The organism is Kitasatospora sp. MAA4 (assembly GCF_029893355.1).
Classification (GTDB): Bacteria; Actinomycetota; Actinomycetes; order Streptomycetales; family Streptomycetaceae; genus Kitasatospora.
This window is the reverse complement of sequence record NZ_JARZAI010000007.1, coordinates 222572-247223: the sequence shown is the minus strand read 5'-3', so window position 1 is coordinate 247223 and position 24652 is coordinate 222572. Positions and strand designations below refer to the sequence as shown.

General features: G+C 71.1%; 21 protein-coding genes. 1 reads left to right on the top strand and 20 read right to left on the bottom strand.

Annotated features, from left to right (window positions below; all coding sequences use genetic code 11):
• Positions 1-37 precede the first annotated feature (37 nt).
• From P3T37_RS12710 to P3T37_RS12650, 13 genes are all read right to left on the bottom strand, one after another.
• A complete protein-coding gene (locus P3T37_RS12710; protein WP_280723650.1) occupies positions 38-265 on the bottom strand; it encodes a hypothetical protein in 228 nt (75 codons plus the stop codon).
• A 210-nt stretch (positions 266-475) separates the two neighbouring features.
• Positions 476-1972 (bottom strand): Asp-tRNA(Asn)/Glu-tRNA(Gln) amidotransferase subunit GatB, encoded by a 1497-nt coding sequence (gatB, locus tag P3T37_RS12705; RefSeq protein ID WP_280723677.1) that lies wholly within the window; start codon positions 1970-1972, stop codon positions 476-478.
• Positions 1973-2067: 95 nt separating this feature from the next.
• Positions 2068-2307, bottom strand: coding sequence for a hypothetical protein (locus tag P3T37_RS12700; RefSeq protein ID WP_280723649.1), 240 nt, complete (start codon positions 2305-2307; stop codon positions 2068-2070).
• Complete coding sequence (gatA, locus tag P3T37_RS12695) at positions 2304-3797, bottom strand: Asp-tRNA(Asn)/Glu-tRNA(Gln) amidotransferase subunit GatA (RefSeq protein ID WP_280723648.1); 1494 nt, start codon at positions 3795-3797, stop codon at positions 2304-2306. The genes P3T37_RS12700 and gatA overlap by 4 nt, the downstream gene beginning before the upstream one ends.
• 5 nt (positions 3798-3802) lie before the next feature.
• Positions 3803-4099: an Asp-tRNA(Asn)/Glu-tRNA(Gln) amidotransferase subunit GatC gene (gene gatC / locus P3T37_RS12690; RefSeq protein WP_280723420.1), complete on the bottom strand. Its 297-nt coding sequence runs from the start codon at positions 4097-4099 to the stop codon at positions 3803-3805.
• A gap of 143 nt (positions 4100-4242) precedes the next feature.
• Entirely contained in the window at positions 4243-6048 is a 1806-nt protein-coding gene (locus P3T37_RS12685) for a bifunctional diguanylate cyclase/phosphodiesterase (protein WP_280723647.1), read from the bottom strand.
• 565 nt (positions 6049-6613) lie between these two features.
• Positions 6614-8860 carry an NAD-dependent DNA ligase LigA gene (ligA, locus tag P3T37_RS12680; protein WP_280723646.1) on the bottom strand — a complete coding sequence of 749 codons (2247 nt, stop codon included), beginning with the start codon at positions 8858-8860 and terminating at the stop codon, positions 6614-6616.
• Positions 8861-8878: 18 nt separating this feature from the next.
• On the bottom strand, positions 8879-9889 hold the full coding sequence (locus P3T37_RS12675) for a methionine synthase (RefSeq protein ID WP_280723645.1): 1011 nt from the start codon (positions 9887-9889) through the stop codon (positions 8879-8881).
• 10 nt (positions 9890-9899) lie between these two features.
• Complete coding sequence (locus P3T37_RS12670; protein ID WP_280723644.1) at positions 9900-12020, bottom strand: transglycosylase domain-containing protein; 2121 nt, start codon at positions 12018-12020, stop codon at positions 9900-9902.
• A 164-nt stretch (positions 12021-12184) separates the two neighbouring features.
• Positions 12185-12874, bottom strand: a complete 690-nt coding sequence (locus P3T37_RS12665) for an SDR family oxidoreductase (protein WP_280723643.1) — start codon at positions 12872-12874, stop codon at positions 12185-12187.
• Between the two features lie 7 nt (positions 12875-12881).
• The gene (locus P3T37_RS12660) at positions 12882-13415 is read right to left on the bottom strand and encodes a TIGR00730 family Rossman fold protein (protein ID WP_280723642.1); all 534 of its coding nucleotides are present in this window, start codon (positions 13413-13415) and stop codon (positions 12882-12884) included.
• A gap of 36 nt (positions 13416-13451) precedes the next feature.
• On the bottom strand, positions 13452-14600 hold the full coding sequence (gene mnmA / locus P3T37_RS12655; RefSeq protein WP_280723641.1) for a tRNA 2-thiouridine(34) synthase MnmA: 1149 nt from the start codon (positions 14598-14600) through the stop codon (positions 13452-13454).
• 37 nt (positions 14601-14637) lie between these two features.
• Positions 14638-15807, bottom strand: coding sequence for a cysteine desulfurase family protein (locus P3T37_RS12650; protein WP_280723640.1), 1170 nt, complete (start codon positions 15805-15807; stop codon positions 14638-14640).
• Positions 15808-15919: 112 nt separating this feature from the next.
• On the opposite strand from P3T37_RS12650, the gene P3T37_RS12645 reads away from it, so the two are divergent.
• A complete protein-coding gene (locus P3T37_RS12645) occupies positions 15920-16738 on the top strand; it encodes an IclR family transcriptional regulator (RefSeq protein WP_280723639.1) in 819 nt (272 codons plus the stop codon).
• Here P3T37_RS12645 and P3T37_RS12640 read toward each other — a convergent pair.
• From P3T37_RS12640 to P3T37_RS12610, 7 genes are all read right to left on the bottom strand, one after another.
• A complete protein-coding gene (locus P3T37_RS12640) occupies positions 16674-17333 on the bottom strand; it encodes a trimeric intracellular cation channel family protein (RefSeq protein ID WP_280723638.1) in 660 nt (219 codons plus the stop codon). The genes P3T37_RS12645 and P3T37_RS12640 overlap by 65 nt on opposite strands.
• Before the next feature lie 92 nt (positions 17334-17425).
• Entirely contained in the window at positions 17426-18463 is a 1038-nt protein-coding gene (locus P3T37_RS12635; protein WP_280723637.1) for a dipeptide ABC transporter ATP-binding protein, read from the bottom strand.
• A 37-nt stretch (positions 18464-18500) separates the two neighbouring features.
• Positions 18501-19565, bottom strand: a complete 1065-nt coding sequence (locus P3T37_RS12630; protein ID WP_280723636.1) for an ABC transporter ATP-binding protein — start codon at positions 19563-19565, stop codon at positions 18501-18503.
• The gene (locus P3T37_RS12625; protein WP_280723635.1) at positions 19562-20572 is read right to left on the bottom strand and encodes an ABC transporter permease; all 1011 of its coding nucleotides are present in this window, start codon (positions 20570-20572) and stop codon (positions 19562-19564) included. Before P3T37_RS12625 ends, P3T37_RS12630 begins: the two co-directional genes overlap by 4 nt.
• 112 nt (positions 20573-20684) lie before the next feature.
• The gene (locus P3T37_RS12620; RefSeq protein ID WP_280723634.1) at positions 20685-22445 is read right to left on the bottom strand and encodes an ABC transporter substrate-binding protein; all 1761 of its coding nucleotides are present in this window, start codon (positions 22443-22445) and stop codon (positions 20685-20687) included.
• A gap of 77 nt (positions 22446-22522) precedes the next feature.
• Positions 22523-23521 (bottom strand): ABC transporter permease, encoded by a 999-nt coding sequence (locus P3T37_RS12615; protein ID WP_280723633.1) that lies wholly within the window; start codon positions 23519-23521, stop codon positions 22523-22525.
• Between the two features lie 286 nt (positions 23522-23807).
• The gene (locus P3T37_RS12610) at positions 23808-24650 is read right to left on the bottom strand and encodes an enhanced serine sensitivity protein SseB C-terminal domain-containing protein (RefSeq protein ID WP_280723676.1); all 843 of its coding nucleotides are present in this window, start codon (positions 24648-24650) and stop codon (positions 23808-23810) included.
• Between the last annotated feature and the right edge of the window lie 2 nt (positions 24651-24652).

Below are 24652 nucleotides of genomic sequence, written 5' to 3'. Positions count from 1 at the left end.
GGCGCTCCCCTCGTGGCGCCGGGAGTGTCCCGATCCGTCAGCATTCACTGAGGCCGGCAGCGGCCCGCTCGGTGTGGGCCGCGCGCCAGCCGCTGCCGGCGGCGAGCCGGCGCAGTACCCCGGCGCGGCCGCTGACGCCCTGCGGGCGGGCCGCCTGCCGGGCGATCCGGCGGGCCGCGAGGGCCTCGGTGACCAGCCGCTCGTGGGCGGCGATCTCGCGCAGCTCGGCGTTGCGCTGACCGTAGTAGAGCTCGTACTCGTTCATCCTGGATCCCCTGTTCCGGGACGCTTCCCGGCCTCTCCCGGCCGGTCTGTCGTCCTGGTAAGAGCCTCCTCCCCCAGGGGGGTGCCGGGCATCGGCAGCATGCCGCATCTTGCGGAGCGTCAGGGCCTTAGACCGGCCGGAAAACGCCGTTGGCCACCCCTAAGGAGGGGTGGCCAACGGCGTTTGAGACGCCTTAGGAGGTGTCAGGACTTACGCGGCGCCGAGCTTCTGCAGGAGGAGGTCCTTGACGCGGGCGGCGTCGGCCTGGCCGCGGGTGGTCTTCATGACCGCGCCGACCAGGGCGCCGACCGCGGCGACCTTGCCGTCGCGGATCTTGTCGGCGATCGCCGGGTTGTCCGCGATGGCCTGGTCGACGGCCGCGCCGAGCGCGGAGTCGTCCGAGACGACGGCCAGGCCGCGCGCCGCGACGACCTCGTCCGGCTCGCCCTGGCCGGCCAGCACGCCCTCGATGACCTGGCGGGCCAGCTTGTCGTTCAGCTTGCCCTCCGCCACCAGCGCACACACCCGCGCCACCTGGCCGGGGGTGATCGGCTGCTCGGACAGGTCGGTACCGCTCTCGTTGGCCCGCCGGGCCAGCTCACCCATCCACCACTTGCGGGCCTGATCGGCCGGGGCACCGGCCGCGATGGTCTCCAGGATCGGCTGCACCGCACCGGCGTTCAGCACCGACTGCATGTCCTGGTCCGACAGGCCCCACTCGCCCTGCAACCGGGCCCGGCGCAGCCGCGGCAGCTCCGGCAGCGCGGCCCGCAGCTCCTCCACCCACGCCCGGGCCGGGGCGATCGGCACCAGGTCGGGCTCGGGGAAGTAGCGGTAGTCCTCGGCGTTGTCCTTGATCCGGCCGGCCGTGGTGGAGCCGTCCTCCTCGTGGAAGTGCCGGGTCTCCTGGACGATCGTCCCGCCGTCGTCCAGCACCGTGGCGTGCCGCATGATCTCGAACCGGGCGGCCCGCTCCACGCTGCGCAGCGAGTTGACGTTCTTGGTCTCCGAGCGGGTCCCGAACTTCTCGCGGCCGTGCGGGCGCAGCGACAGGTTGACGTCGCAGCGCATCTGGCCCTTGTCCATCCGGGCCTCGGAGACGCCCAGCGCCTTGATCAGCTCGCGCAGTTCGGCGACGTAGGCCTTGGCGACCTCGGGGGCCCGCACGCCCGCGCCCTCGATCGGCTTGGTGACGATCTCGATCAGCGGGATGCCGGCCCGGTTGTAGTCGAGCAGCGAGTGCGAGGCGCCGTGGATGCGGCCGGTGGCGCCGCCGATGTGCGAGGACTTGCCGGTGTCCTCCTCCATGTGGGCGCGCTCGATCTGCACCCGGAAGATCTCGCCGTCCTCCAGCTGCACGTCGAGGTAGCCGTTGAAGGCGATCGGCTCGTCGTACTGCGAGGTCTGGAAGTTCTTCGGCATGTCCGGGTAGAAGTAGTTCTTCCGCGCGAACCGGCACCACTGCGCGATCTCGCAGTTCAGCGCCAGGCCGATCTTGATCGCCGACTCCACGCCGATCGCGTTGACCACCGGCAGCGACCCGGGCAGGCCCAGACACGTCGGGCAGGTCTGACTGTTCGGCTCGGCCCCGAGGGTGGTCGAACAACCGCAGAACATCTTCGTCTTGGTACCCAGCTCGACATGGACCTCCAGGCCCATCACCGGGTCGTAGGAAGCCATCGCGTCGTCGTAGGAGACCAGGTTCATGACGCTCACAGCGTCCCCTTCACTAAAAGTCTTGGAGGTACCGGTCCGGCCCCACAGACACGGGGGCCGGACCTGAGAGCCGGGGCCGGGGCCGCTCAGCCCGCCAGCACGTCGTCGTCGCCCAGGTGCTTGAGCTCGCGCAGCAGCAGGGCGGTGCCGGTGACCAGGGCGAGGGCGCCGACCACGGCGTTGGCCAGCAGGAGGTTGTCCTGCTCGCTGCGGGCCTTGCGGACGTCCTTGACGATGCTCAGCACACCGAACGCGCTGGTGCCGATGCTGAGCCACAGTCCGGGCTTGGAGTGCTTGAAGCCTTTTGCCTTCTCGATCTTGCTCACAGTGCCGGTGCCTCCTCGAGCAGGGGGTGCCCCCACTTGTCGTTGAGTGCGGCCTCGACGGCGCCGCCCACGCGGTACAGGCGGTCGTCCGCCATCGCGGGAGCGATGATCTGCAGGCCGACCGGGAGATTGTCCTCCGGGGCGAGCCCGCAGGGCAGCGACATGGCCGCGTTGCCCGCGAGGTTGGACGGAATCGTGCAGAGGTCGGCCAGGTACATCGCCATCGGGTCGTCGGCGCGCTCGCCGATCGGGAAGGCGGTGGTCGGCGTGGTCGGCGAGATCAGCACGTCGACGCCCGCGAAGGCCGCGTCGAAGTCGCGCGAGATCAGGGTGCGGACCTTCTGGGCCGAGCCGTAGTAGGCGTCGTAGTAGCCCGAGGAGAGCGCGTAGGTGCCCAGGATGATCCGGCGCTTGACCTCCGGGCCGAAGCCGGCCTCGCGGGTGAGCGCGGTGACGTCCTCGGCCGACCGGGTGCCGTCGTCGCCGACCCGCAGGCCGTAGCGCATCGCGTCGAAGCGGGCCAGGTTGGAGGAGGCCTCGCTCGGCGCGATCAGGTAGTACGCCGGCAGCGCGAGAGTGAACGACGGGCAGGAGACCTCGACGACCTCGGCGCCCAACTCGCGCAGCAGCTCCACGCTCTCGTTGAAGCGCTGCATGACGCCGGCCTGGTAGCCCTCGCCCGCGAACTCCTTGACCACGCCGATCCGCATGCCGCGCACGTCGCGCAGCTTGGCGGCCGCGACGACGGCCGGGACGGGCGCGTCGATGGAGGTGGAGTCCAGCGGGTCGTGGCCGGCGATCGCCTCGTGCAGCAGCGCCGCGTCCAGGACCGTACGGGCGCACGGGCCGCCCTGGTCGAGCGAGGAGGAGAAGGCGACCAGGCCGTAGCGGGAGACCGAGCCGTAGGTCGGCTTCACACCCACCGTGCCGGTGACGGCGCCGGGCTGGCGGATCGAGCCGCCGGTGTCGGTGCCGATCGCCAGCGGAGCCTCGTACGCGGCCAGCGCCGCGGCCGAACCGCCGCCGGAACCGCCGGGGATCCGCGAGAGGTCCCACGGGTTGCCGGTGGGGCCGTAGGCGCTGTTCTCGGTGGAGGACCCCATGGCGAACTCGTCCATGTTGGTCTTGCCGAGGATGACCACGCCCGCGTCCTTCAGACGGGACGTCAGCGTCGCGTCGTAGGGCGGGATCCAGCCCTCCAGGATCTTCGACCCGCAGGTGGTCGGCACGCCCTTGGTGGTGAAGACGTCCTTGAGCGCGAGCGGGACGCCGGCCAGCGGGCCGAGCTCCTCACCCTTGGCGCGCCTGTCGTCCACCGCGCGGGCAGCGGCCAGCGCGCCCTCGGTGTCGACGTGCAGGAAGGCGTTGACCTTCTTGTCGACGGCGTCGATCCGGTCCAGGTGGGCCTGGGCCACCTCGACCGCGCTGACCTGGCCGCTCGCGATGGCGGCGGCCGTGTCGGCGGCGGTGTACTTGATGAGGTCGGTCATGGGTGTTAGTCCTCCCCCAGAATCTGCGGCACGCGGAAACGCTGCTCCTCGGCGGCCGGAGCACCGGACAGCGCCTGCTCCGGGGTGAGCGAGGGCCGGACCTCGTCCGCGCGCATGACGTTGGTCAGCGGCAGCGGGTGGGAGGTCGGCGGGACGTCCAGTCCGGCGACCTCGGAAACGCGGGCGACCGCGCCGATGATCACGTCGAGCTGCTCGGCGAAGTGGTCCAGCTCCTCCGCCTGCAACTCCAGACGCGACAGCCGGGCGAGGTGGGCGACCTCCTCGCGCGTGATGCCAGGCATGCAGCGATCCTCAAGGTGAGTTCTGGTGAGGCCGGACACCGAGGGTGACCGGCCCGGACGGCGACCCGGCGGCACTGCCGCCCCGGCCTCGCGTCCTCTTGGTCTGTGCAGCCCATCCTAGGGGGCCTGGCTGGTCCGACCAGTCACTGTGGGGTGCTGGGGGCCGGTAAACCGGTCTCGCCCGGCTGGGGCAGCAGCGGTGGGACGGCCGAGGACGCCAGCGACTCGCTCATCGACTGGACGGCCTGGGTGGGGATCACCGGCCTGGGCAGGGCCGGGCAGGAGAGTTCCGCCTTGCCGGTCCAGCGGTCCAGGGTGGTCATCCGCTCGGCGGGCGGCGGGCCGGTGCGGTGCACCCGCAGCCAGGCGGTGGCCTGGTCGGCGGGGAGCGCCGCGGAGACCAGCCAGCCCTGCACGGCGTCCACGCCGAGGCCGTGCAGCCGCTCCCAGGTCTCGTCGTCCTCGACGCCCTCGGCGACCACGGTCAGCCCGAGTGAGTGCGCGAGCTCCACCGAGCAGCGGACCACCGCGGCGTCGTGGTCGTCGGCCACCATCCGGGAGACGAAGGAGCGGTCGATCTTCAGCTCGCCGACCGGCAGGCTGCGCAGCCGCACCAGCGAGGAGTGGCCGGTGCCGAAGTCGTCCAGGGACATCCCGACGCCGTGCCGGCGCAGCTCGGCCAGCGTGTCGGCGGCCCGGCGCGAGTCGTCCAGCAGCAGCCGTTCGGTGATCTCCAGCTGGAGTGCCTGGGCGGGCACTCCGTGGCGGGCGAGGTGCCCGGCGACGCGCTGGGCGAAGCCCGGGTTGAGCACGTCGCGCGGCGAGACGTTGACCGCCACCTGGACCTGGAGGCCCTGGGCGCGCCAGCTGGCGAGCTGCCCGATGGCCGCCTCCAGGACGTACTCGGTGAGCCGGGGCATCAGGCCGCTGGACTCGGCCAGGCCCACGAACTCGTCGGGGCTGACCTTGCCGCGCCCGGGCCGCTCCCAGCGCAGCAGCGCCTCTAGGCCGACCACCCGGCCGTCGAAGGCCACCTTCGGCTGGTAGTGCAGCTGCACCTCGCCGGTCTCCAGTGCCCGGCGCAGGTCGCCGAGAAGTCCGATCCGGTACGGCGTGTCGGCGTCCTGCGAGTGGTCGTACTGCTCGACGCCGGTGCGGCCCTGCTGGGCGTGGCCCATCGCCACGTCCGCCCGGCGAAGCAACGATTCTGCGTCACCGGCGTGCTCGGGGTAGACGCAGACGCCCGCGGAGGCCTCCAGCACCAGCAGCAGACCGTCCAGGCGGATCGGCGCGGCGAGTTCGGCGATCAGCGCCTTGGCGAGCCGCTCCAGGGTGTCGGGGCAGCCGACGCCGGGGAGCAGCACGGCGAACTCGTCGCCGCCCATCCGGGCCACCACCGCGCGCCGACCGCGCTCGGCGGTCGGCGGCAGGTCGGCCAGCAGCTCCTCGGTCTCGCGCCGGCGGTCGGCCGCACCGGACGGGCCGTCCAGTGCGTTGGAGGAGGTGTCCGGGTGGCCGCCGCGCAGCACCCGGTGCAGCCGGCGGGCGATGTGTACGAGCAGCCGGTCGCCGGCCGCGTGGCCGAGTGTGTCGTTCAGCGACCGGAAGCGATCGAGGTCGAGCAGGATCAGACCGACGCTGTAGCCCTCCTCGTCCTGGTGCTCGGCGATCGCCTCCTGCGCCGCCAGCAGCAGGGCATGCCGGTTCGGCAGGTCGGTGAGCGGGTCGGTGAGCTGGTCCCGGGCCCGGTCGCGGGCGATCCGCCAGGCCGCCACCAGGACTGCCAGCGGGACCGCGAAGAGCGGCAGCAGTTCGGGCTCGTAGCGGCTGACCAGGACCGCCAGCGGGATGAGCGGTGCGGCCCCGGCCAGCAGCACACCGAGCAGCAGGACCACGCCTGCCACCCCCTGCGGCGGGCGCGTCAACGCACCGCCGGTCGTACGATCCATACGCCCTGTCCTCCGTCAGGCCCGCCCCGCCAGGCCGCGTCGCGGCTGGGACCGACCGGAAGAACGGTCGGCCCTGGCACTCCTGATGGTGTGCCAGTCGGTCTCAGCCGGGAAGCGCCCCTGTCGGCGCCGGACGAACCCGGTGCCCCACTCCTGCTGACACGCTGTTGCACTCCAGAGTAAGTCCGCACCCTGAGTGAAGGCTGACTTTCAGTCATCCGGAGCGCACCGGCATGGACCGGCCCCGCACACAGTCACACGATGCCCTGTTTGGGGCCCCCGCACCCTGCTGACGGTGCATCAGCACGATAACAAGAAGGACACGTCAGCCCTGGTCAGGCCCTGTGGGGGTTACTCCGCCGGCTCGGGCTCCGGCGCAGGCTCCGGCGCGGACCCGGGCGCCCCCGGACCGACCGGCAAATGGGGGGTGGGTGAAGGAGCGGCGTCCGGGCCGAGTCTGGGCGGCGCCGACGAAGGAGTCCATGCGGAGCATCGGCGACTGAGGAGAAGCCGTCCAGGCGAGAGTCCGGGCGTCGCGACGCCGCCCCCCATTTGCCGGTCGGTCCTAGATCTCCGGGAGGCCCAGGTGCGCGCGGGCGGCGGCGGGGCCGTCCTCCAGCAGGACCGTGAAGCCCGCGTCGTCCAGCACGGCCAGGCCCAGTTGGACGGCCTTGTCGTACTTGGACCCGGGGTTGTCACCGACCACCACGAAGTCGGTCTTCTTCGACACCGATCCGGTCACCTTCGCGCCGCGGGAGACCAGCGCCTCCTTGGCGCCGTCCCGGGTGTGGCCGGCCAGCGTGCCCGTCACGACGACGGTCAGGCCCTCCAGCGGGCGCGGGCCCGCCTCCTCGGCCGCCTCCTCGGTGAACCGCACCCCCGCGGCCCGCCACTTCTCGACGATCTCGCGGTGCCAGTCCTCCTGGTACCACTCCTTGATCGCCCGGGCGATGATCGGGCCGACGCCCTCGGTGGCCGCCAACTCCTCCTCGGTGGCCGCGAAGATCCGGTCCAGGTCGCGGAACTCGCGGGCCAGCGCCTGCGCGGACACCGGGCCGACGTGCCGGATCGACAGGCCGTTGAGGTAGCGCCAGAGCGGGCGCTCGCGGGCCGCCGCCAGGTTGTCCAGCAGCACGCTCGCGGTCTTCTTCGGCTCGCCCCTGAGGTTGGCGAAGAAGTCGACCTGCTTCTCCTCGCCGGTCTCGTCGTCCAGCTTGGGCATACCGCTCTTCTGGTCGCGCACCAGCACCTTGATCGGCAGCAGCTGCTCCATGGTCAGGCCGAAGATGTCGCCCTCGTTCTTGACCGGCGGATCCTTGGGCTCCAGCGGCTGGGTGAGCGCGGTGGCCGCGACGTAGCCCAGGCCCTCGATGTCCAGCGAGGCCCGGCCGCCCAGGTAGGCGATCCGCTCGCGGACCTGGGCCGGGCAGAACTGCGCGTTCGGACAGCGCAGGTCGATGTCGCCCTCGGACATCGGGCGCAGCTCGGAGCCGCACTCGTGGCAGTGGCTCGGCATCACGAACTCCTGCTCGGTGCCGTCCCGCAGGTCCTCGACCGGGCCGAGGATCTCCGGGATCACGTCGCCGGCCTTGCGCAGCACCACGGTGTCGCCGAGCAGTACGCCCTTGGCCTTGACCACCTGCTGGTTGTGCAGCGTGGCGTACTGGACCATCGAGCCGGCCACCTTCACCGGCTCGGCCAGCACGGCGAACGGGGTGGCCCGGCCGGTGCGCCCGATGCCGACCTGGATCCGGGCCAGCTTGGCGGTGACCTCCTCCGGCGGGTACTTCCAGGCGATCGCCCAGCGCGGCGACTTGGAGGTGGCGCCGAGCCGGCCCTGGAGCGGGATCTCGTCCACCTTGACGACCACGCCGTCGATCTCGTGCTCGACCGAGTGGCGCTGCTCGCCGTACTGCCTGATGAAGGCGCGGACCTCGTCCAGAGTGGAGACCACCCGGTTGTGCCGGGCGGTGGGCAGGCCCCAGTCGTGCAGCAGCTGGTAGGCGTGCGACTGGCAGTCGATGTCGAAGCCCTCGCGGGCGCCGATGCCGTGCACCACCATGTGCAGCGGGCGGGAGGCGGTGACCTTCGGGTCCTTCATCCGCAGCGATCCCGCGGCGGCGTTGCGCGGGTTGGCGAAGAGCTTGACCAGCGCCTGCGGGCGCTTGCCCTCCTTGGCGCGCTCCTCGTTCTCGGCCCGGCGGCGGTCGTTCTCGGCGGCGAGCGAGGCGTTCAGCTCGGCGAAGGCCTCGGTCGGGAGGTAGACCTCACCGCGGATCTCCACCAGCGCGGGGATGTTCTCGCCGCTGAGCTGGTGCGGGATCTCCTTGATGGTGCGGACGTTGACGGTGACGTCCTCGCCGATCCGGCCGGTGCCGCGGGTGGCGGCCAGCACCAGCCGGCCGTGCTCGTAGGTGAGGTTGACGGCCAGGCCGTCCACCTTGAGCTCGCAGAGGTAGTGGTACTCGATGCCGTCCAGCTCGCGGGCCACCCGGTCGGCCCACTCGGACAGCTCGCCGTCGTCCATCGCGTTGTCCAGGCTGAGCAGCCGCTCGCGGTGCTCGACCTTCACGAAGCCCTCGGCCGGCGCACCGCCGACCTTCTGGGTCGGCGAGTCGGGCGTGACCAGCACCGGGTGCTCGGCCTCGATCGCCTCCAGCTCGCGCATCAGCAGGTCGAACTCGGCGTCGCTGACGATCGGCGCGTCCTGCTCGTAGTACCGCAGCCGGTGGTCCTCGATCTCGGCCGCCACCTCGGCGTGCCGCCTGCGCGCCTCCGCCGGGACGTCGTCCCAGCCCTCGACAGCCGCCACCGAACTCCTCCTACCGTCTCACTCCGGGTTGTCCACCAGACTCCGGGCACCCCTCACGCTGAGTGACAGCGCCTCGCGGGCGTAGGCGGGGCTCGCGCCCGCCAGACCGCAGGTCGGCGTCACCAGCACGCGGCGGCCCAGCAGTTCCGGATCGAGCCCGAGCCTGCGCCACAACGTCCTGACACCCGCGACATTACCGGCCGGGTCCGACAATCCTTGGTCCGTGGAGGGCACCACTCCGGCGAGGATCACCGTGCCGGCCTCGACCGCCTCGCCGATCACCTCGTCCTCACGCTCCGTCAGCAGGGCGAAGTCGAGCGAGACTCCCGCCACACCGGCCCGGCGCAGCAAGGGGATTGGCACCTCGGGCGCGCAGCAGTGGACGATCACCGGGGTGTCCAGCGCGCTGATCACCGAGCGCAGCACCTCCTCGGCGACCTGGCGGTCCACCGAGCGCAGCCGCTGGAAGCCGCTGGCGGTCTTCACCCCGCCGCTCAGCACGGCGGGCAGCGAGGGCTCGTCCAGCTGGAGGACGAGCTGCGCGCCGGGCACCCGGCTGCGGACGTCGGCGAGGTGGCGGCGCAGGCCCTCGGTGAGCGAGCCCGCGATGTCCCGGCAGGCGCCGCGGTCGCGCAGCGCCTTCTCGCCGTACTTCAGTTCGATCGAGGCGGCCAGCGTCCACGGGCCGACCGCCTGCACCTTGAGCGCGCCCTGGTAGCCCTGGGTGAACTCCTCCAGGGCGTCCAGGTCCTCGCGCAGCCAGGAGTGCGCGCGCTTGCTGTCCCGGCCCGGCCGGTCGGCGAACCGCCAACCGCTGGGCTCCACCTGCGCGAAGAGCTCGACCAGCAGCCCCGCCCCGCGCCCGATCATGTCGGCCCCCGGCCCGCGCGCGGGCAGCTCCGGCAGGTGCGGAAGCTGCTCCAGCGCGCCGACGGAGGTCTTGGCGGCCTCGCGCGCGTCGGTGCCGGGCATGGAGCCGACACCGGTCGCGGCGCCGTACAGGTCGGGGAAGGGCTGCTCAGTGGTCACACCGTACAAACTACGGGGTGGGCGGGGCGCTCGGGCTGGTGGACGGCGGGCTCTGGGCGGGCGGGGTGGGCAGCGAGACGTCGGGGAAGCTGTTGACCGGCGTGCCGGCGACCTCGCCCTGCATCGCGGCCTGCCAGACCGGGCCGGCGACCTGGGCACCGAAGGCCTGCTGGATCCGGCTGCCGCCGAACATCTGACCCTGCAGCGGCTTCTGGTCGGCGGTGTCGCTGACCACGGTGGCACCGACCACGTCGGGGGTGTAGCCGACGAACCAGACCTGCTTGGCGGCGTCGGTGGTACCGGTCTTGCCCGCGATCGGCCGGCTACCCAGCGCGACGTTCGAGGCGGTACCGCCGTCCTGGACCACGCCCTTGAGCATCGCGGTGATGGTGTCCGCGGTGTTGGCCGAGATCACCGGCGAGCAGCTCTGCGCCGGGACGGGCAGGTTCTTGCCGTCCGGGCCGGTCACCGAGGTGATCGCGAGCGGCGCGCAGTAGGTGCCGTGCGAGGCGAAGGTGGCGTAGACACTGGCCATCGTCAGCGGGGTGAGGTCGTTGACGCCCAGGGTCATCGTCGGGACCACGTGGAGCGGGGTGCCGTCGGCCTGCTTGGTGACGCCCAGCTTGTTGGCCATCTGGTCGACCGCGCACAGGCCGACGTCGCCCTCCAGGGTGGCGAAGTAGGTGTTGATCGACTGCGCCAGCGCGCCGGACATGTCGAAGGTGACGGGCGAGGCCGAGCTGTCGTTGTGCACCGGGGGCCCCTGCCCCGCCTTGTAGAGACCACCGTTGCAGTCGGTCATCCTGGGCCAGGGAATGCTGTTGGCCGTGGTGTAGGTCTGCGAGGCGGTCATCCCGCTCTCCAGCGCCGCCGCGGCCACGATCGGCTTGAAGGTCGAGCCGGTCGGGAACCCGAGGCCGCCGCCCATGGACTGAGGGGCGTTGAGGTTGATCTGGGTCTGGTCCGTCCCGAGGCCGTACGGGCGGCTCTGCCCCATCGCCAGGATCTTGCCGGTTCCCGGCTGCACCATGCTCATCACGGCCGCCGGCTTGTCGGAGGCGTCCGCGTTGTCCGCAAGGCCCTTGTTCAGCGCGTCCTGCGCCTTCGGGTCCAGCGTGGTCTTGATCGTCAGGCCGCCGCGGTTCCACAGCGCCTTGCGCTCGGCGGCGTTGGCGCCGAACGCCGGGTCGGCGAGGACCACGTTCTTCACGTAGTCGCAGAAGAAGCCCTCGCCCTGCTTGGCCGTGATGCAGCCCTGCTGCGGGCGGCTGACCACGGTGTTGATCGGGGTGGCGATCGCCTGGTCGGCCTGGGCCTGCGTGATGCTCCCGTACTGGGCCATCTTCTTCAGGACGATGTCGCGCTTGTCCTTGGCCGCCTGCGGGTGCACGATCGGGTCGAAGCTGGTCGGCGACTGCACCAGGCCGGCCAGCAGGGCCGCCTGCGGCAGGCTCAGGTCCTTGGCGTGGACGCTGAAGTACCGCTCGGAGGCCGCCTCGATGCCGTACGCCTGCTCACCGAAGAAGGTGATGTTCAGGTAGTTGGTGAGGATCTGGTCCTTGGTGAGGGTCTGCTCGACGTCGATCGCGTAGCGCATCTCCTGGAGCTTGCGGCCCATCGTCTGGCGCTGCGCCTCCAGGACGGCGGCGGTGTCGTTGCCGGCCTCGTCCACGAAGACGTTCTTCACGTACTGCTGGGTCAGCGTCGAGGCGCCCTGGGCGGTGCCGCCGGCGGCGGAGTTCTTGCCGAGCGCGCGGACGATGCCCTTGGGGTCGATAGCGCCGTGCTGGTAGAAGCGGTTGTCCTCGATGTCCACCAGCGCCTTGCGCATCAGCGGCGCGATCTGGTCGCCCGCGACGACCGTGCGGTCGCGGTCGTAGGCGGTGGCTATGAGGTTCCCGGCCGAGTCGTAGATCGACGATGCCTGGGAGAGCGGCGGGGCCTTGAAGTCGTCCGGGAGGCTGTCGAAGCTGTCGGCGGCCGCCTTCGCCCCGAGGCCGAGGCCCCCGATGAACGGCATGGCCATACCGGCGAGCAGAGCGCCGGCAATCGCACTAACAGTCAGAAAACGGACACCCAACAGGGACTTGGCCACCGGCCCGGAGGAGGTGGAGGAGATCTTCGACGCCATACCTCCGACCCTAGAATCCCAACCTTGGGGAAAGGTGCGGATATTTCTACCGCCGTGTAACGACCTGGCCACAGAATGCCCGAGCCCCTGGCTCCAACAGGCCGCCGGGGCACGCGGATCGGCTCCGCGCGCCCCGTTCGTACCGGTACCACCCGATTCGCCGACTACCGGCCCGGGCGGACGGTGATGTCGGTGAGTTCGGCGTCGCGCGGGAGGTCGATCGCGGTGAGGACGGCGGTCGCCACCGACTCGGGGGCGATCCAGCGGGACGGGTCGTATGCGGTGCCCTCCTGGCGGTGCACCTTCTCCTGCATCGGGGTGGCCGTGCGGCCCGGGTAGACGGTGGTGACCCGGACGCCGGCGGCGTGCTCCTCGGCGCGCAGCGAGTCGGCGAGCGCGCGCAGGCCGAACTTGCTGGCCGCGTACGAGCCCCAGGTCGCGTGGGCGGCCAGGCCCGCGCCGGAGTTGACGAAGACCACGTGGCCGCGGGAGAGCCGCAGCTGGGGCAGCATCAGGCGGGTCAGCTCGGCGGGGGCGACCAGGTTGACTGCCAGGGTCTCGTTCCAGGCCTTGACCGGCGTCTCGCCGACCGGGCCCAGCTCGACCATGCCGGCCACGTGCAGCAGCGAGTCGAGCTCGACCGGCTGGGTCTGCTGGCCCAGCGCCCAGGAGAGCTTGGCGGGGTCGCCCAGGTCGCCGACCAGGGTCTGTGCGGACGGGAAGCGCTGGCGCAGCTCGGCGGCGCGCTTGGCGTTGCGGGCCAGCAGCCAGACGTCGTCGCCGCGCTCGCTGAGCCGCTCGGCGAGGACCGCGCCGATGCCCGAACCGGCGCCGGTGATCAGATGGGTAGCCATGGGGGGTTTACTCCTGGGCAGTGGCGAGGAGGGTGAAGACCTCGGCCGGGTCGGACGCGAAGGTGATCAGTTCGGCCAGCGGGCGCGGCAGGAAGCCCTCGGCGTCCATCCGCTCCAGCTGGGTGCGCAGTCCGTCGTAGAAGCCGGTCGGGTCCAGCACCACCACGGGCTTGCTGTGCAGGGCGTGCTTCTTGAGCTCCAGCACCTCGGTGACCTCGTCCAGCGTGCCGAGGCCGCCGACCAGCACCACGACGGCGTCGGCGCGCATCAGCAGCTGGGCCTTGCGCTCGGCCAGGTCGCGGGCCATCACCAGCTCGTCGGCGCCCTGATAGCCCTTGTGCGCGAGCAGTTCGACCAGGACCCCGACCAGCTTGCCGCCGGCCGCCTTGACGCCGTCGGCGAGCACGCCCATCAGGCCGGCGTCGGAGCCGCCCCAGACCAGCGTGTGCCCGCCCTCCCCCAGCAGCCGTGCGAACTCGCCGGCGGGGGCGGTGTAGCGGTCGTCGAGCGAGTACGCGGAGCAGAAGACGCAGATATTCATGGTGTTGAAAGGTCTATCACGCGAGACCGAAGGCAATCACGCGATATCTGCGGTGACCGGCCGGCGCTCGGTGGTGGCGATGGTGGCCGAGCCGACCACCCGGGTGCCGTCGTAGAGGACGACCGCCTGGCCGGGCGCGATGCCCTGCACGGGTCGGTCGAGGCGGACCCGCAGCTCGCCGTCGACCAACTCGGCGGTGACCGGCACCTCCTCGCCGTGCGCACGAAGCTGGGCGGTGTACGAGCCGGAGGTCACCGTCTCGGCGCCGCACCAGCGGGGGCGGATCGCGGTGAGCGCGAGCACGTCCAGGCCCTCGACCGGGCCGACCGTGACGGTGTTGTTCACCGGCGAGATGTCCAGCACGTAGCGCGGCTTGCCGTCGGCGGCCGGGCGGCCGATCCGCAGGCCCTTGCGCTGGCCGATGGTGAAGCCGTAGGCGCCGTCGTGCTCGCCGATCTTGCTGCCGTCGGCGTCCACGATGTCGCCGGTCGCGGTGCCCAGGTGCTTGGCCAGGAAGCCCTGGGTGTCGCCGTCCGCGATGAAGCAGATGTCGTGGCTGTCGGGCTTCTTGGCCACCGCCAGGCCGCGGCGCTCGGCCTCCAGCCGGATCTCCTCCTTCTCGGTGTCGCCGAGCGGGAAGAGCGAGTGCGCCAGCTGCTCGGCGTCCAGCACGCCCAGTACGTACGACTGGTCCTTGGCCGGGTCCACCGCGCGGTGCAACTCCCGTCCGCCGCCGGGGAGATCGATGATCCGGGCGTAGTGGCCGGTGCAGACCGCGTCGAAGCCGAGCGCGATCGCCTTGTCCAGCAGCGCGGCGAACTTGATCTTCTCGTTGCAGCGCAGGCAGGGGTTCGGCGTGCGGCCGGCGGCGTACTCGGCGACGAAGTCGTCGATCACGTCCTCGCGGAACCGCTCGGCGAGGTCCCAGACGTAGAACGGGATGCCGATCACGTCGGCGGCCCGGCGGGCGTCCCGGGCGTCCTCCAGGGTGCAGCAGCCGCGCGCGCCGGTACGGAAGGACTGCGGGTTGGAGGACAGCGCCAGGTGCACGCCCGTCACGTCGTGGCCGGCCTCGGCGGCACGGGCGGCGGCCACGGCGGAGTCGACGCCGCCGGACATCGCGGCGAGCACGCGCAGGCGGGGGCCGGTGGACGGGCCGGTCGGGGCACCAGGGAAGTCAGTCATAGTGCCCTCCAGGGTACGGGGTGGGCTGAAGTGACTTTCAGCGCTGCCCGGCGTTGCGGGCCCGGGCCACCACCGGGCCGATCGCCTCGGCCAGCGCGTCCACGTCCGCCTTGCTGGAGGTGTGCCCCAGCGAGAAGCGCAGCGAGGAGCGGGCCAGCCGCGGGTCGGCGCCGATCGCCAGCAGCACGTGGCTGGGCTGCGGCACCCCGGCCGAGCAGGCCGAACCGGTCGAGCACTCGATCCCGGCGGCGTCCAGCAGCATCAGCAGCGCGTCGCCCTCGCAGCCGGGGAAGGAGAAGTGTGCGTTGGCGGGCAGCCGTCCCTCGCCGTCCGGGTCGCCGTTGAGCAGCGCGTCGGGGACGGCGGCGCGGACCCGGGCGACCAGGTCGTCGCGCAGCGCGGCGACCGCGAGGGCGTGCTCGGGCTGCCGCTCGACGGCGATCGCGGCGGCCGCCGCGAAGCCTGCCGCGGCCGGCACGTCCAGCGTCCCGGAGCGGACGTCGCGCTCCTGGCCGCCGCCGTGCAACAGCGGGACGGGCGAGGCCGCGCGGGACAGCAGCAGCGCGCCGACCCCGTACGGGCCGCCGATCTTGTGCCCGGTGACGGTCAGCGCGTCCAGCCCCGACTCGGCGAAGGAGACCGGCACCTGACCCAGCGCCTGCACTGCATCGGCGTGCATCGGAATGCCGAACTCCCGTGCGATGGAAGAGAGTTCGGTGATCGGCTGGAGGGTCCCCAGCTCGTTGTTGGCCCACATCACGGTGATCAGCGCGACCGACGCCGGGTCGGTGGCGATCGCCTCGCGCAGCGCCTGCGGGTGCACCCGTCCGTAGCCGTCCACCGGCAGGTACTCGACCTGGGCGCCCTCGTGCTCGGCCAGCCACTGCACGGCGTCCAGCACGGCGTGGTGCTCGACCGGGCTGCACAGCACCCTGGTCCGGGCCGGGTCGGCGCCGCGCCGGGCCCAGTACAGGCCCTTCACCGCAAGGTTGTCCGATTCCGTACCGCCGCCGGTCAGCACGATCTCGCTCGGGCGGGCGCCCAGCGACTCGGCCAGCGACTCGCGGGACTCCTCGACCACCCGGCGGGCCCGACGGCCGGACCCGTGCAGGGAGGAGGCGTTGCCGGTGATACCGAGGTGCGCCGTCATCGCGGCGATCGCCGCGGGGAGCATCGGTGTGGTGGCCGCATGGTCGAGGTATGGCATGGCTGGACCAGTGTAAGTGCCGCGAGGGTCACGATTTGGCCATTGCAGCCCGTGCAACGCACGGTTAGCCTCCTGCTCCTGCACACGTGACAGGGCAGGGATGGGGGATGGCATGTCGCAGACCGTCGACCGGGCGCTGACGATCCTCGCCTCGCTGGGCGAGGGACCGGCCTCCCTGGAACAGGCCGCCGGCCGGATCGGCGTGCACAAGTCGACCGCCCTGCGCCTGCTGCGCACCCTGGAGGAGCACGGCTTCGTCCACCGCCAGTCCGACCACCGCTACCGGCTCGGCGGCCGGCTCTTCTCGCTCGCCCAGCAGGCGCTGGAGGGCATCGACGTCCGCCAGGTCTCCGCGCCCTACCTGGCCTCGCTGAACGAACGCTACGGCCACACCGTGCACCTGGCGGTGCTGGAGGGCGCCGAGGTGCTCTACCTGGACAAGGTCGAGGCCCGCTACCCCTGCTCCGACAGCTGGCTCGGCCCGGCCTCCCGGATCGGCAAGCGTGCCCCCGCCGCGGCCACCGCCGCCGGCCGGGTGCTGCTGGCCGATCTGTCGGAGGATCAGCTGGCGGCCGCGCTGGAGAACCAGGAGTTCCCCGCCCGCACCCCGCGCAGCCTGCGCTCGGCGGACGAGCTGCGCACCGAGCTGACCGCGGTGCGCCGACAGGGCTGGGCGCTGGACCAGGGCGAGTACGAGGAGGCGGTGAACTGCGTGGCCGCCCCGATCCAGGGCATCGACGGCACCGCCATCGCGGCCTGCGCGATCTCCGCGCCGGCCCGGGTGGCCTCGGTGAGCGAGCTGAGTCGGCTGCTGCCGGAACTGCTCTGCACGGTCGAGGCGGTCTCGCTGGCGTACGGCGGCTCGCCTACTCCTCGCTGGTGCGAGAACCGTTGCGGTGCCAAGCACGCGGTGCGCGCCAGCCATACCTGAGCGCGCACATCCGCAGCACGAAGGCGACCATCGCGGCGGAGGTCGCGGTGAGCGTGGTGAGGTGGTCGGCGGCGATCAGGAGGGCCACCGTCATCGCGCCGACCAGCGCCGGGACGGCGTAGATCTCCCGGTCCCAGCGCAGCAGCGCGGGCGTCTCCTGCGCCAGCACGTCGCGGATCACGCCGCCGCCGGCCGCGGTCAGCATCCCGAGCGCGATGGAGGCGACCGAGCCCAGGCCGTAGTCGTGCGCCTTGACCGTCCCCGTGACGCAGAACAGGCCCAGGCCCAGCGCGTCCAGGGTCTGCACCGCGCGGTTGATCCGCTCGACCTCGGGATGCAGGAAGAAGACCACCAGGCCGGCGATCAGCGGCGTCAGGAAGTACCCGAGGTTGGTGAAGGCGACCGGCGGGGTCGCGCCGATCAGCAGGTCGCGCATCACGCCGCCGCCGAGCGCGGTGGCCTCGGCCAGCACACAGATCCCGAAGATGTCCATGTTCTTGCGGACCGCCAGCAGCCCTCCGGAGAGGGCGAAGACGAAGATGCCGATCAGGTCCAGGGTCTGCTGAACGTCGGGGGAGAAGATCTGCGATGTCACCGGGCAAGTCTCCACGCCCGGACCGGGAACGACCGAATCCGCCGTGCGGCAGCGCCGCACGGCGGATTCGGTCAGGTCAGGCGCCGGTCAGGTCAGGCGCCGGTGTTCTCCGGGAAGTGGCAGGCCGACTGGTGGCCCGGCCGCAGCTCCACCAGCGGCGGCTCCTGGGAGGCGCAGATGTCCTGGGCCTTCCAGCAGCGGGTGCGGAACCGGCAGCCGCTCGGCGGGTTGATCGGCGAGGGGACGTCGCCGGTCAGCAGGATGCGCTCCCGGCGCTCCTTGCGCCGCGGGTCGGGCACCGGCACGGCGGACATCAGCGCGACCGTGTACGGGTGGGTGGGCGCCGCGTAGAGCGAGTCGCGGTCGGCGATCTCCACGATCTTGCCGAGGTACATCACCGCGACCCGGTCCGAGACGTGCCGCACCACCGAGAGGTCGTGCGCGATGATCAGGTAGGTGAGGCCGAGCTCCTTCTGGAGGTCGTCCAGCAGGTTGACGACCTGGGCCTGGATCGAGACGTCCAGGGCGGAGACCGGCTCGTCCGCCACGATCATCTTCGGGCGCAGCGCCAGGGCGCGGGCGATGCCGATGCGCTGGCGCTGGCCGCCGGAGAACTCGTGCGGGTAGCGGTTGTAGTGCTCGGGGCTGAGCCCGCACAGCTCCAGCAGCTCCTGGACGGCCTTCTTGACCCCGCCCTCGGTGGCCACCTTCTGCAGCCGGAACGGTGCTCCGACGATGGTGCCCACGGTGTGCCGGGGGTTCAGCGAGGAGTACGGGTCCTGGAAGATGATCTGGATGTCCTTGCGCAGCGGCCGCATCCGGCCGGTGCTCAGGTGGGTGATGTCGGTCCCCTCGAACTCGACCTTCCCGCCCGTGGGTTCGTCCAGCCTGGTGACCAGCCGGCCCATCGTGGACTTCCCGCAGCCGGACTCGCCGACCACGCCCAGCGTCTCGCCCGGCAGCACCGAGAAGGAGATCCCGTCCACCGCGCGGACCGCGCCGTGCTGGCGGCGCAGGACGCCCTTGGTGATCGGGAAGTGCCGCTTCAGGTCGGTGACCCGCAGCAGCGGCTCGCGGTCCGCGGACGGAGCCTTGGAGGGAACGGCGGCCGTGGCCTGAGTGTCCGTCATGATGCCTTGCCCTTAGGGAAGTTCGTGGCCACGGTGTTCACAGCCGGGGCGCGATCTCGTCGGCGAAGATCCGGTGCCGGTCGGCGGTGGGCAGGTGGCACGCGGCGTGGTGCCCGGGTCCGGCCTCGACCAGCACCGGCAGCTCCGAGGAGGAGCGTCCGCCGGTCAGCTCGGCGTACGGGCAGCGCGGGTGGAAGGCGCAGCCGCTGGGCACGTTGATCAGGCTGGGCGGCGTCCCGCGGACCGGGATCAGGCGCTCCTGGAGGTCCCGGTCCAGGCGCGGCATCGAGCCCAGCAGGCCCCAGGTGTAGGGGTGTTCGGGCGCGTCGAAGAGCGTCGTCGCGGGTCCCCGCTCGATGCACTTGCCGCCGTACATCACCAGGATGTCGTCGGCCAACTCGGCCACCACGCCCAGGTCGTGGGTGATGATGATGACGGCCGAGCCGAACTCCTGCTGGAGGTCGCGGATCAGGTCCAGGATCTGGGCCTGCACGGTGACGTCGAGTGCGGTGGTCGGCTCGTCGGCGATCAGCAGCGAGGGGTCGTTGACCAGGGCCATCGCGATCATCGCGCGCTGGCGCATGCCGCCGCTGAACTGGTGCGGGTAGTCGTCCACCCGGCGGTCCGGCTGCGGGATGCCGACCCGGTCGAGCATCTCGACGGCCCGGACCTTCGCCTCCTTCTTCGAGGCGGCCGGGTGGTGCACCCGGTAGGCCTCGATGATCTGCTGGCCCACCGTGTAGTACGGGTGCATCGCGGTCAGCGGGTCCTGGAAGATCATCGCCATCTTGCGGCCGCGCAGCTGGCGCACCCGGTCGGGATCGGCGGAGACGAGTTCCTCGCCCTCCAGCCAGATCTCGCCGCTGATGCGGGCCCGCTTGGAGCGGTGCAGGCCCATGATGCCCAGCGAGGTGACCGACTTGCCGGAGCCCGACTCGCCGACGATGCCCAGCGTCTTGCCGGGCGCCAGGTCGAAGCTGACCCCGTCCACCGAGCGGACCAGGCCGTCGTCGGTGTCGAAGTGGATCCGCAGGTCGCGCACCGACAGGAAGGCCTCGGGGGCCTTCCGGTCCTGCTCCGGAATCAGTTTCTGGTCGGTCACGACAGCCTCACGCGGGGGTCGACAGCGGCGTACAGGAGGTCAACCAGGAGGTTGCAGAGGACGATGAAGAAGGCGGCGACCAGGGTCACCCCGAGGATCTTCGGCAGGTCGTTGTCGGAGATCGCGGAGACCGCGAAGAAGCCGATGCCCTGGAAGGAGAAGACCTGCTCGGTGATGACGGCGCCGCCGAGCAGCAGCCCGAGGTCCATACCGAAGATGGTGAGAATCGGGGTGAGCGCGGAGCGCAGGCCGTGCTTGACGACCACCGCGCGCTCGGTCATGCCCTTGGCGCGGGCGGTGCGGATGTAGTCCTCGCTCATCGTCTCCAGCATCCCGGCGCGGGTGAGCCGGGCGTAGAGGGCGGAGTAGAGGAAGGCCAGCGAGATCCACGGCAGGATCAGGTTGCGGGCCCACATCAGCGGGTCGTCGGTGAAGTTGACGTAGTGCACGTTGTCGAGAATCGGGAACTGGTAGCTGAAGAGGCTCAGCAGCAGCGCGCCGGTGAAGAAGATCGGCAGCGAGACACCGGCCAGCGCGACGCCCATCGCGGTCCGGTCGAAGAACGACTTGGGCCGCAGTGCGGAGACCACGCCGGTGGCGACACCGGACAGCAGCCAGAGCACCGCCGCGCCGATCGCCAGTGAGAAGGTCACCGGAATCCGCGAGCGGATCTCGGGCCAGACCTCCAGGTGGTTCTTGAACGAGTAGCCGAAGCACGGCACGTGACAGGTCACGGGGTCCGGGCCGAACTTGTAGTTCGCGCCGGCGACCAGGGTCTTCAGGAACCGTCCGTACTGGATGTACAGCGGCTGGTCGAAGCCGAGGTTGCGCTTGACCGCGATGATCGCGTCGGGGGTGGGGTTCTTCCCGATGTACTGCGCCGCGAGCTGGTCGGTGGTCTCGCCGGCCAGGCGTGGCAGCAGGAAGAAGATGCCGAAGGTGACCGCACTGACGACCAGTAGCAGCACCAGGGCGGCGAACGTCCTGCGGATGATGTAGGCAAACACAGTTGTTCGGCTTCCGGTTTCCCGCCCCGCCCGGGGGTGTCTTGTGGACACCCCCGGGCGGGGCGGACCCCGCTGCCTTCACCTGCCTTCAGTGGAGTGGAGCCAGGCTCTCTTAGCTGGTCGTCCCGATGTTGAGGTAGTCGTACTGACCGTTGAACGCCGACGTGGACTGCACGTTGGTGGCGCTCTTCGGGCGGTACAAGAAGACCTTGAAGTCGGTGAGCGGCACGTAGGCCGCGTCCGTCATGGCCTGCTTGTCGATCGCCGCGTAGTCCTTCTCGCGGGCCGCCTTGTCGGTGTTGCTGCCCGCGTCGTCGACCAGCTTGTTGATCACCGGGTCGTTGAGCTGCGCCAGGTTGCTGTTGCCGGAGTCCTTGATGGACCGGCCGTCGACGATCTGCTGCAGGAAGCCGTAGCCGGTCGGCCAGTCGGCGCCCCACTGCATCATGATCATTCCGACGTTGTTGCTGTCGTCGAACTTCGGCACACCGGCGTAGTCCGAGAAGTACTTGCCCTGCGGGTACTGCTGGATGGTCAGGGTGATGCCGACCTTCGCCAGCGCCGCCTGGATCGCGGTCGCCGCGGCCACCTCGGTGTCGCGCTCGCTGCGGGCGATGATGGTGGTCTTGAAGCCGTTGGGCTGGCCGCAGGCCGCCAGCGCCGCCTTGGCCTTGGCCACGTCGCCGTGGTCGCCCGTGCTCGCGTAGAGGTCGAACGCCTGCTGGCCGGGGATGTCCGGCGGCAGCACGGTGTGGGCGATCTCACCGCGGATCGGGCCGCCCTCGGCGGTCTGCACCGAGACCTTGTCGACCGCGTACTCGACCGCCTGGCGGCAGTTGACGTTGTCCAGCGGCGCGACCTTGTTGTTCAGCGCCATGTAGACCAGGCGGGCGCCGTAGGTGTTGTCGGTCTGCGCCTTCAACGACGGGTCCAGCAGCAGCTTGGCCTGGGTCTGCGGGTCGACACCGCCGCCGACCAGGTCGCCCTGGGCGTTGCCGGCCAGCAGGTCGTTGTCCACGGTGGCCTGGTCGATGTTCATCTTGACCACGATCTTGTCCGCGAGCTGCTTGCGGATCGGGTCGGTGGCCGAGCTCCAGTTCGGGTTCGGCACCAGGGTCAGCTGCTTGCCGTCCTGGTAGGACTGGAACATGTAGGAGCCGGTCGACATCACGTGGTTGACGTACGTGGCGCCGGTGTCCTTGGCCTGCGGCACCGGGACCGTCTCCGGGGCGCTGACCAGGTAGTCGAAGTCCGCGAACGGCTGCTTCAGGTGGAAGCTGATCGTGAGGTCGTCCGGGGTCTGGATGGAGTCCAGGCCGCCGGTCTTGTCCTTGTAGGGGCCCTGGTACGGCGTCGCGTTGTCGACCAGGTACTCCGCGAAGTACGTCGGGCCGTTGGAGTTCACGTCCGGCGCGTAGTTGCTGCGCTCGACCGCGTACTTGACGTCCTTGGAGCTGACCGGCGTGCCGTCCTCGTACTTGAGGCCGGGGCGCAGGTGGTACGTCCAGGTCAGGCCGTCGGCGCTGACCTGGCCCGGCGCGGAGGCGAGGTCCGGGACCAGCTTGTTGCCGGCCTGGCCGGAGCCCGGCGCGAAGGTCATCAGCGGACGACCGTACAGCCGCGAGAAGTTGTAGATGTAGGCGTAGTACGTGTTACCCGGGTCGAAGGAGTCCGGCGTGCCCTTCATCTCGTAGGTCACCGTGCCCCCCTTGTGGTCCGAGGCGTTCACGATGCCGGTGGTGGCCGCGTTGGCGCCACCGGCGCTGCTGCCTGAGCCGCCTGCGGTCGGGTTCTTGGTGCTGCTGCAGCCGCTCACCACCAGGACGGCGGTGGCGGCCACCGCGGCCAGGGCGAGGGTACGAGATCTGCGCATTGCTTGGATCAACCCCTTGAGGGTGTGGTGGGTGGAGGGCTGAACTGGTCCTGACCGGAACTGGTCCTGATCTCGGGTCAGTTGCTGCGCGGGTCGAGCGCGTCGCGCAGTCCGTCGCCGAGCAGGTTGAAGGCCAGCACGGTGACGAAGATCGCCAGGCCGGGGACCACCATGTACTCGGGGTCCACCTGGTAGTACTTGATCGCGTCGTTGATCATCCCGCCCCAGGAGGCCTGCGGGGGCTGGATGCCGACGCCGAGGAAGCTGAGACCGGCCTCGAAGAGGATGTTGGTCGGGATCAGCAGCGTCGAGTAAACGATGATCGGACCGACCAGGTTCGGCAGCAGTTCCTTGAAGAGGATGAACGGGCCGCGGGCGCCCAGGCTGCGGGCCGCGTCGACGAACTCCCGCTCACGCAGCGAGAGCGTCTGACCGCGCACGATGCGGCCCATGTAGGGCCAGTTGAAGAAGCCGATCACGAAGATCAGCACGGCCAGGTGCAGCGGCAGGCCGTGCAGGCCGAAGGCGCCGGCCTGCAGCGAAGCCGAGATCGAGATCGCGAAGAGCAGCAGCGGGAAGGCCAGGAAGGTGTCCATGATCCGGCTGATCACCGCGTCCACCCAGCCGCCGTAGTAGCCGGCGACGACGCCGAGCACGGTGCCGATGGTGTTGGAGAGCACGGTCGCGCCGAAGGCCACCAGCAGGGAGACCCAGGAGCCCTCGATGATGCGGGAGAGCAGGTCGCGGCCCAGCACCGGGTCGACGCCCAGCAGGTGGCTGCCGCTCATGCCGCCGAAGTTGCCGGTCGGCAGGCCGCCGAGGTCGGCGTCCAGCAGGTCCTGGTGCAGGGCATCGGGGCTGAGTCCGAACCAGGACTCGATCGGCTTGGCCAGCACGGCCAGCAGGATCAGCAGGATCACCACGACGCCGCCGGCCATGGCGGCCTTGTCGCGCTTGAAGCGCGTCCAGGCGATCCGTCCGAGGGAGCGGCCCTCGATCCGCTCGGCGGGAGCACCGGGCGCAACGGCGCCGGGTTCGTCCGCTGCGGATGCGGTGGTCTCGATGGGTGTGGTCATGGGCAGTACGGTCCCCTCGCCGACGGTCGTCGGCCCATGGCGTCCCGGGGCCACGCAGGTGGCAGGTCCTGGTCAGGACGTGCGCTGAGTGCCGTTCGGGTTGCTCGGCTGGTGCGGTGCGCAGAACTCTTCACGTAGCGCGCAGCGTTGCGCCAGCCCTGCCGGACGAAGGATGCCCAACTGTGATCTGTCGACGTTCATGATCGGTAAACCTGAATGCCACCGTTCACCTGGGCATCTGGACACCAGGAGCCCACCGGGCAAGGGAGTTGACCGAACGTCGACGTCAGCGGCCCGGGCGGCCCGGCCACGGCTGCTGCGGCCAGCCCTGACCGGTGGCCGGCGGGGTGCCCTGAACGGGCATCGGGTAGCCGTAGGACGGCTGCGGCGGATACGCGACCGGGTAGGGTCCGGATACCGGGTACGGCGCCGGGGTGGCCTCTCGGTGGTAGAACGGCCGGGCGTACGCCCGCATCCAGAGCGCCACCGGGTCGTACTCGTCGCTCATCGCCACGGTGGAGACGGCGAGCCCGGGCGGCGCCTGGGCGATCGCCCGCTGCATCAGGGCGCGCACCGCCTCCACGGCCGGCGGGGAGGTGTCGTACAGCTCCAGGCCGATCGCCAGGTAGGGTTCGTCCACCACCGGCCGCACCCAGGCACGCCGCAGCGACTTCACCGGCCTGACCGAAGGCGCCTGCTGTTCGAGTACGGAGTAGAACTGCGCGGCCTGGACCTGGGGTTCACTCAACTGCAACGGCCCGGCCGGCAGCCGGTCCAGACCCGAGGCGACCCGGCGCAGGTCGGCCCACGGGATGCCGACGCCACCGCCGGGAGCGTGCGGGTTCAACCACAGGCCCCAGCGGGTGCGGTAGAGCGCGGCGGCGATCTCCCGGCCGCTGATCAGTTCGTGGGCGCGCGACCAGCCGCTGGCGGCCAGCTGCTCCGGGGAGGTGACGGCGGGCGCGTAGCCGAGGCCGCCGATGTCCATGTTCCCGTACTGCGCGTCCGGACTGCCGGGTTGGCCGTGCCAGAGCAGCATCCAGACCTGGCCCTCGGCCAGCGCGCCGAGCAGCGCCTCGTACGCGTCGTAGCGCTCGGGCGCGACCTCGCGCAGGGCACGCTCCAGCACGC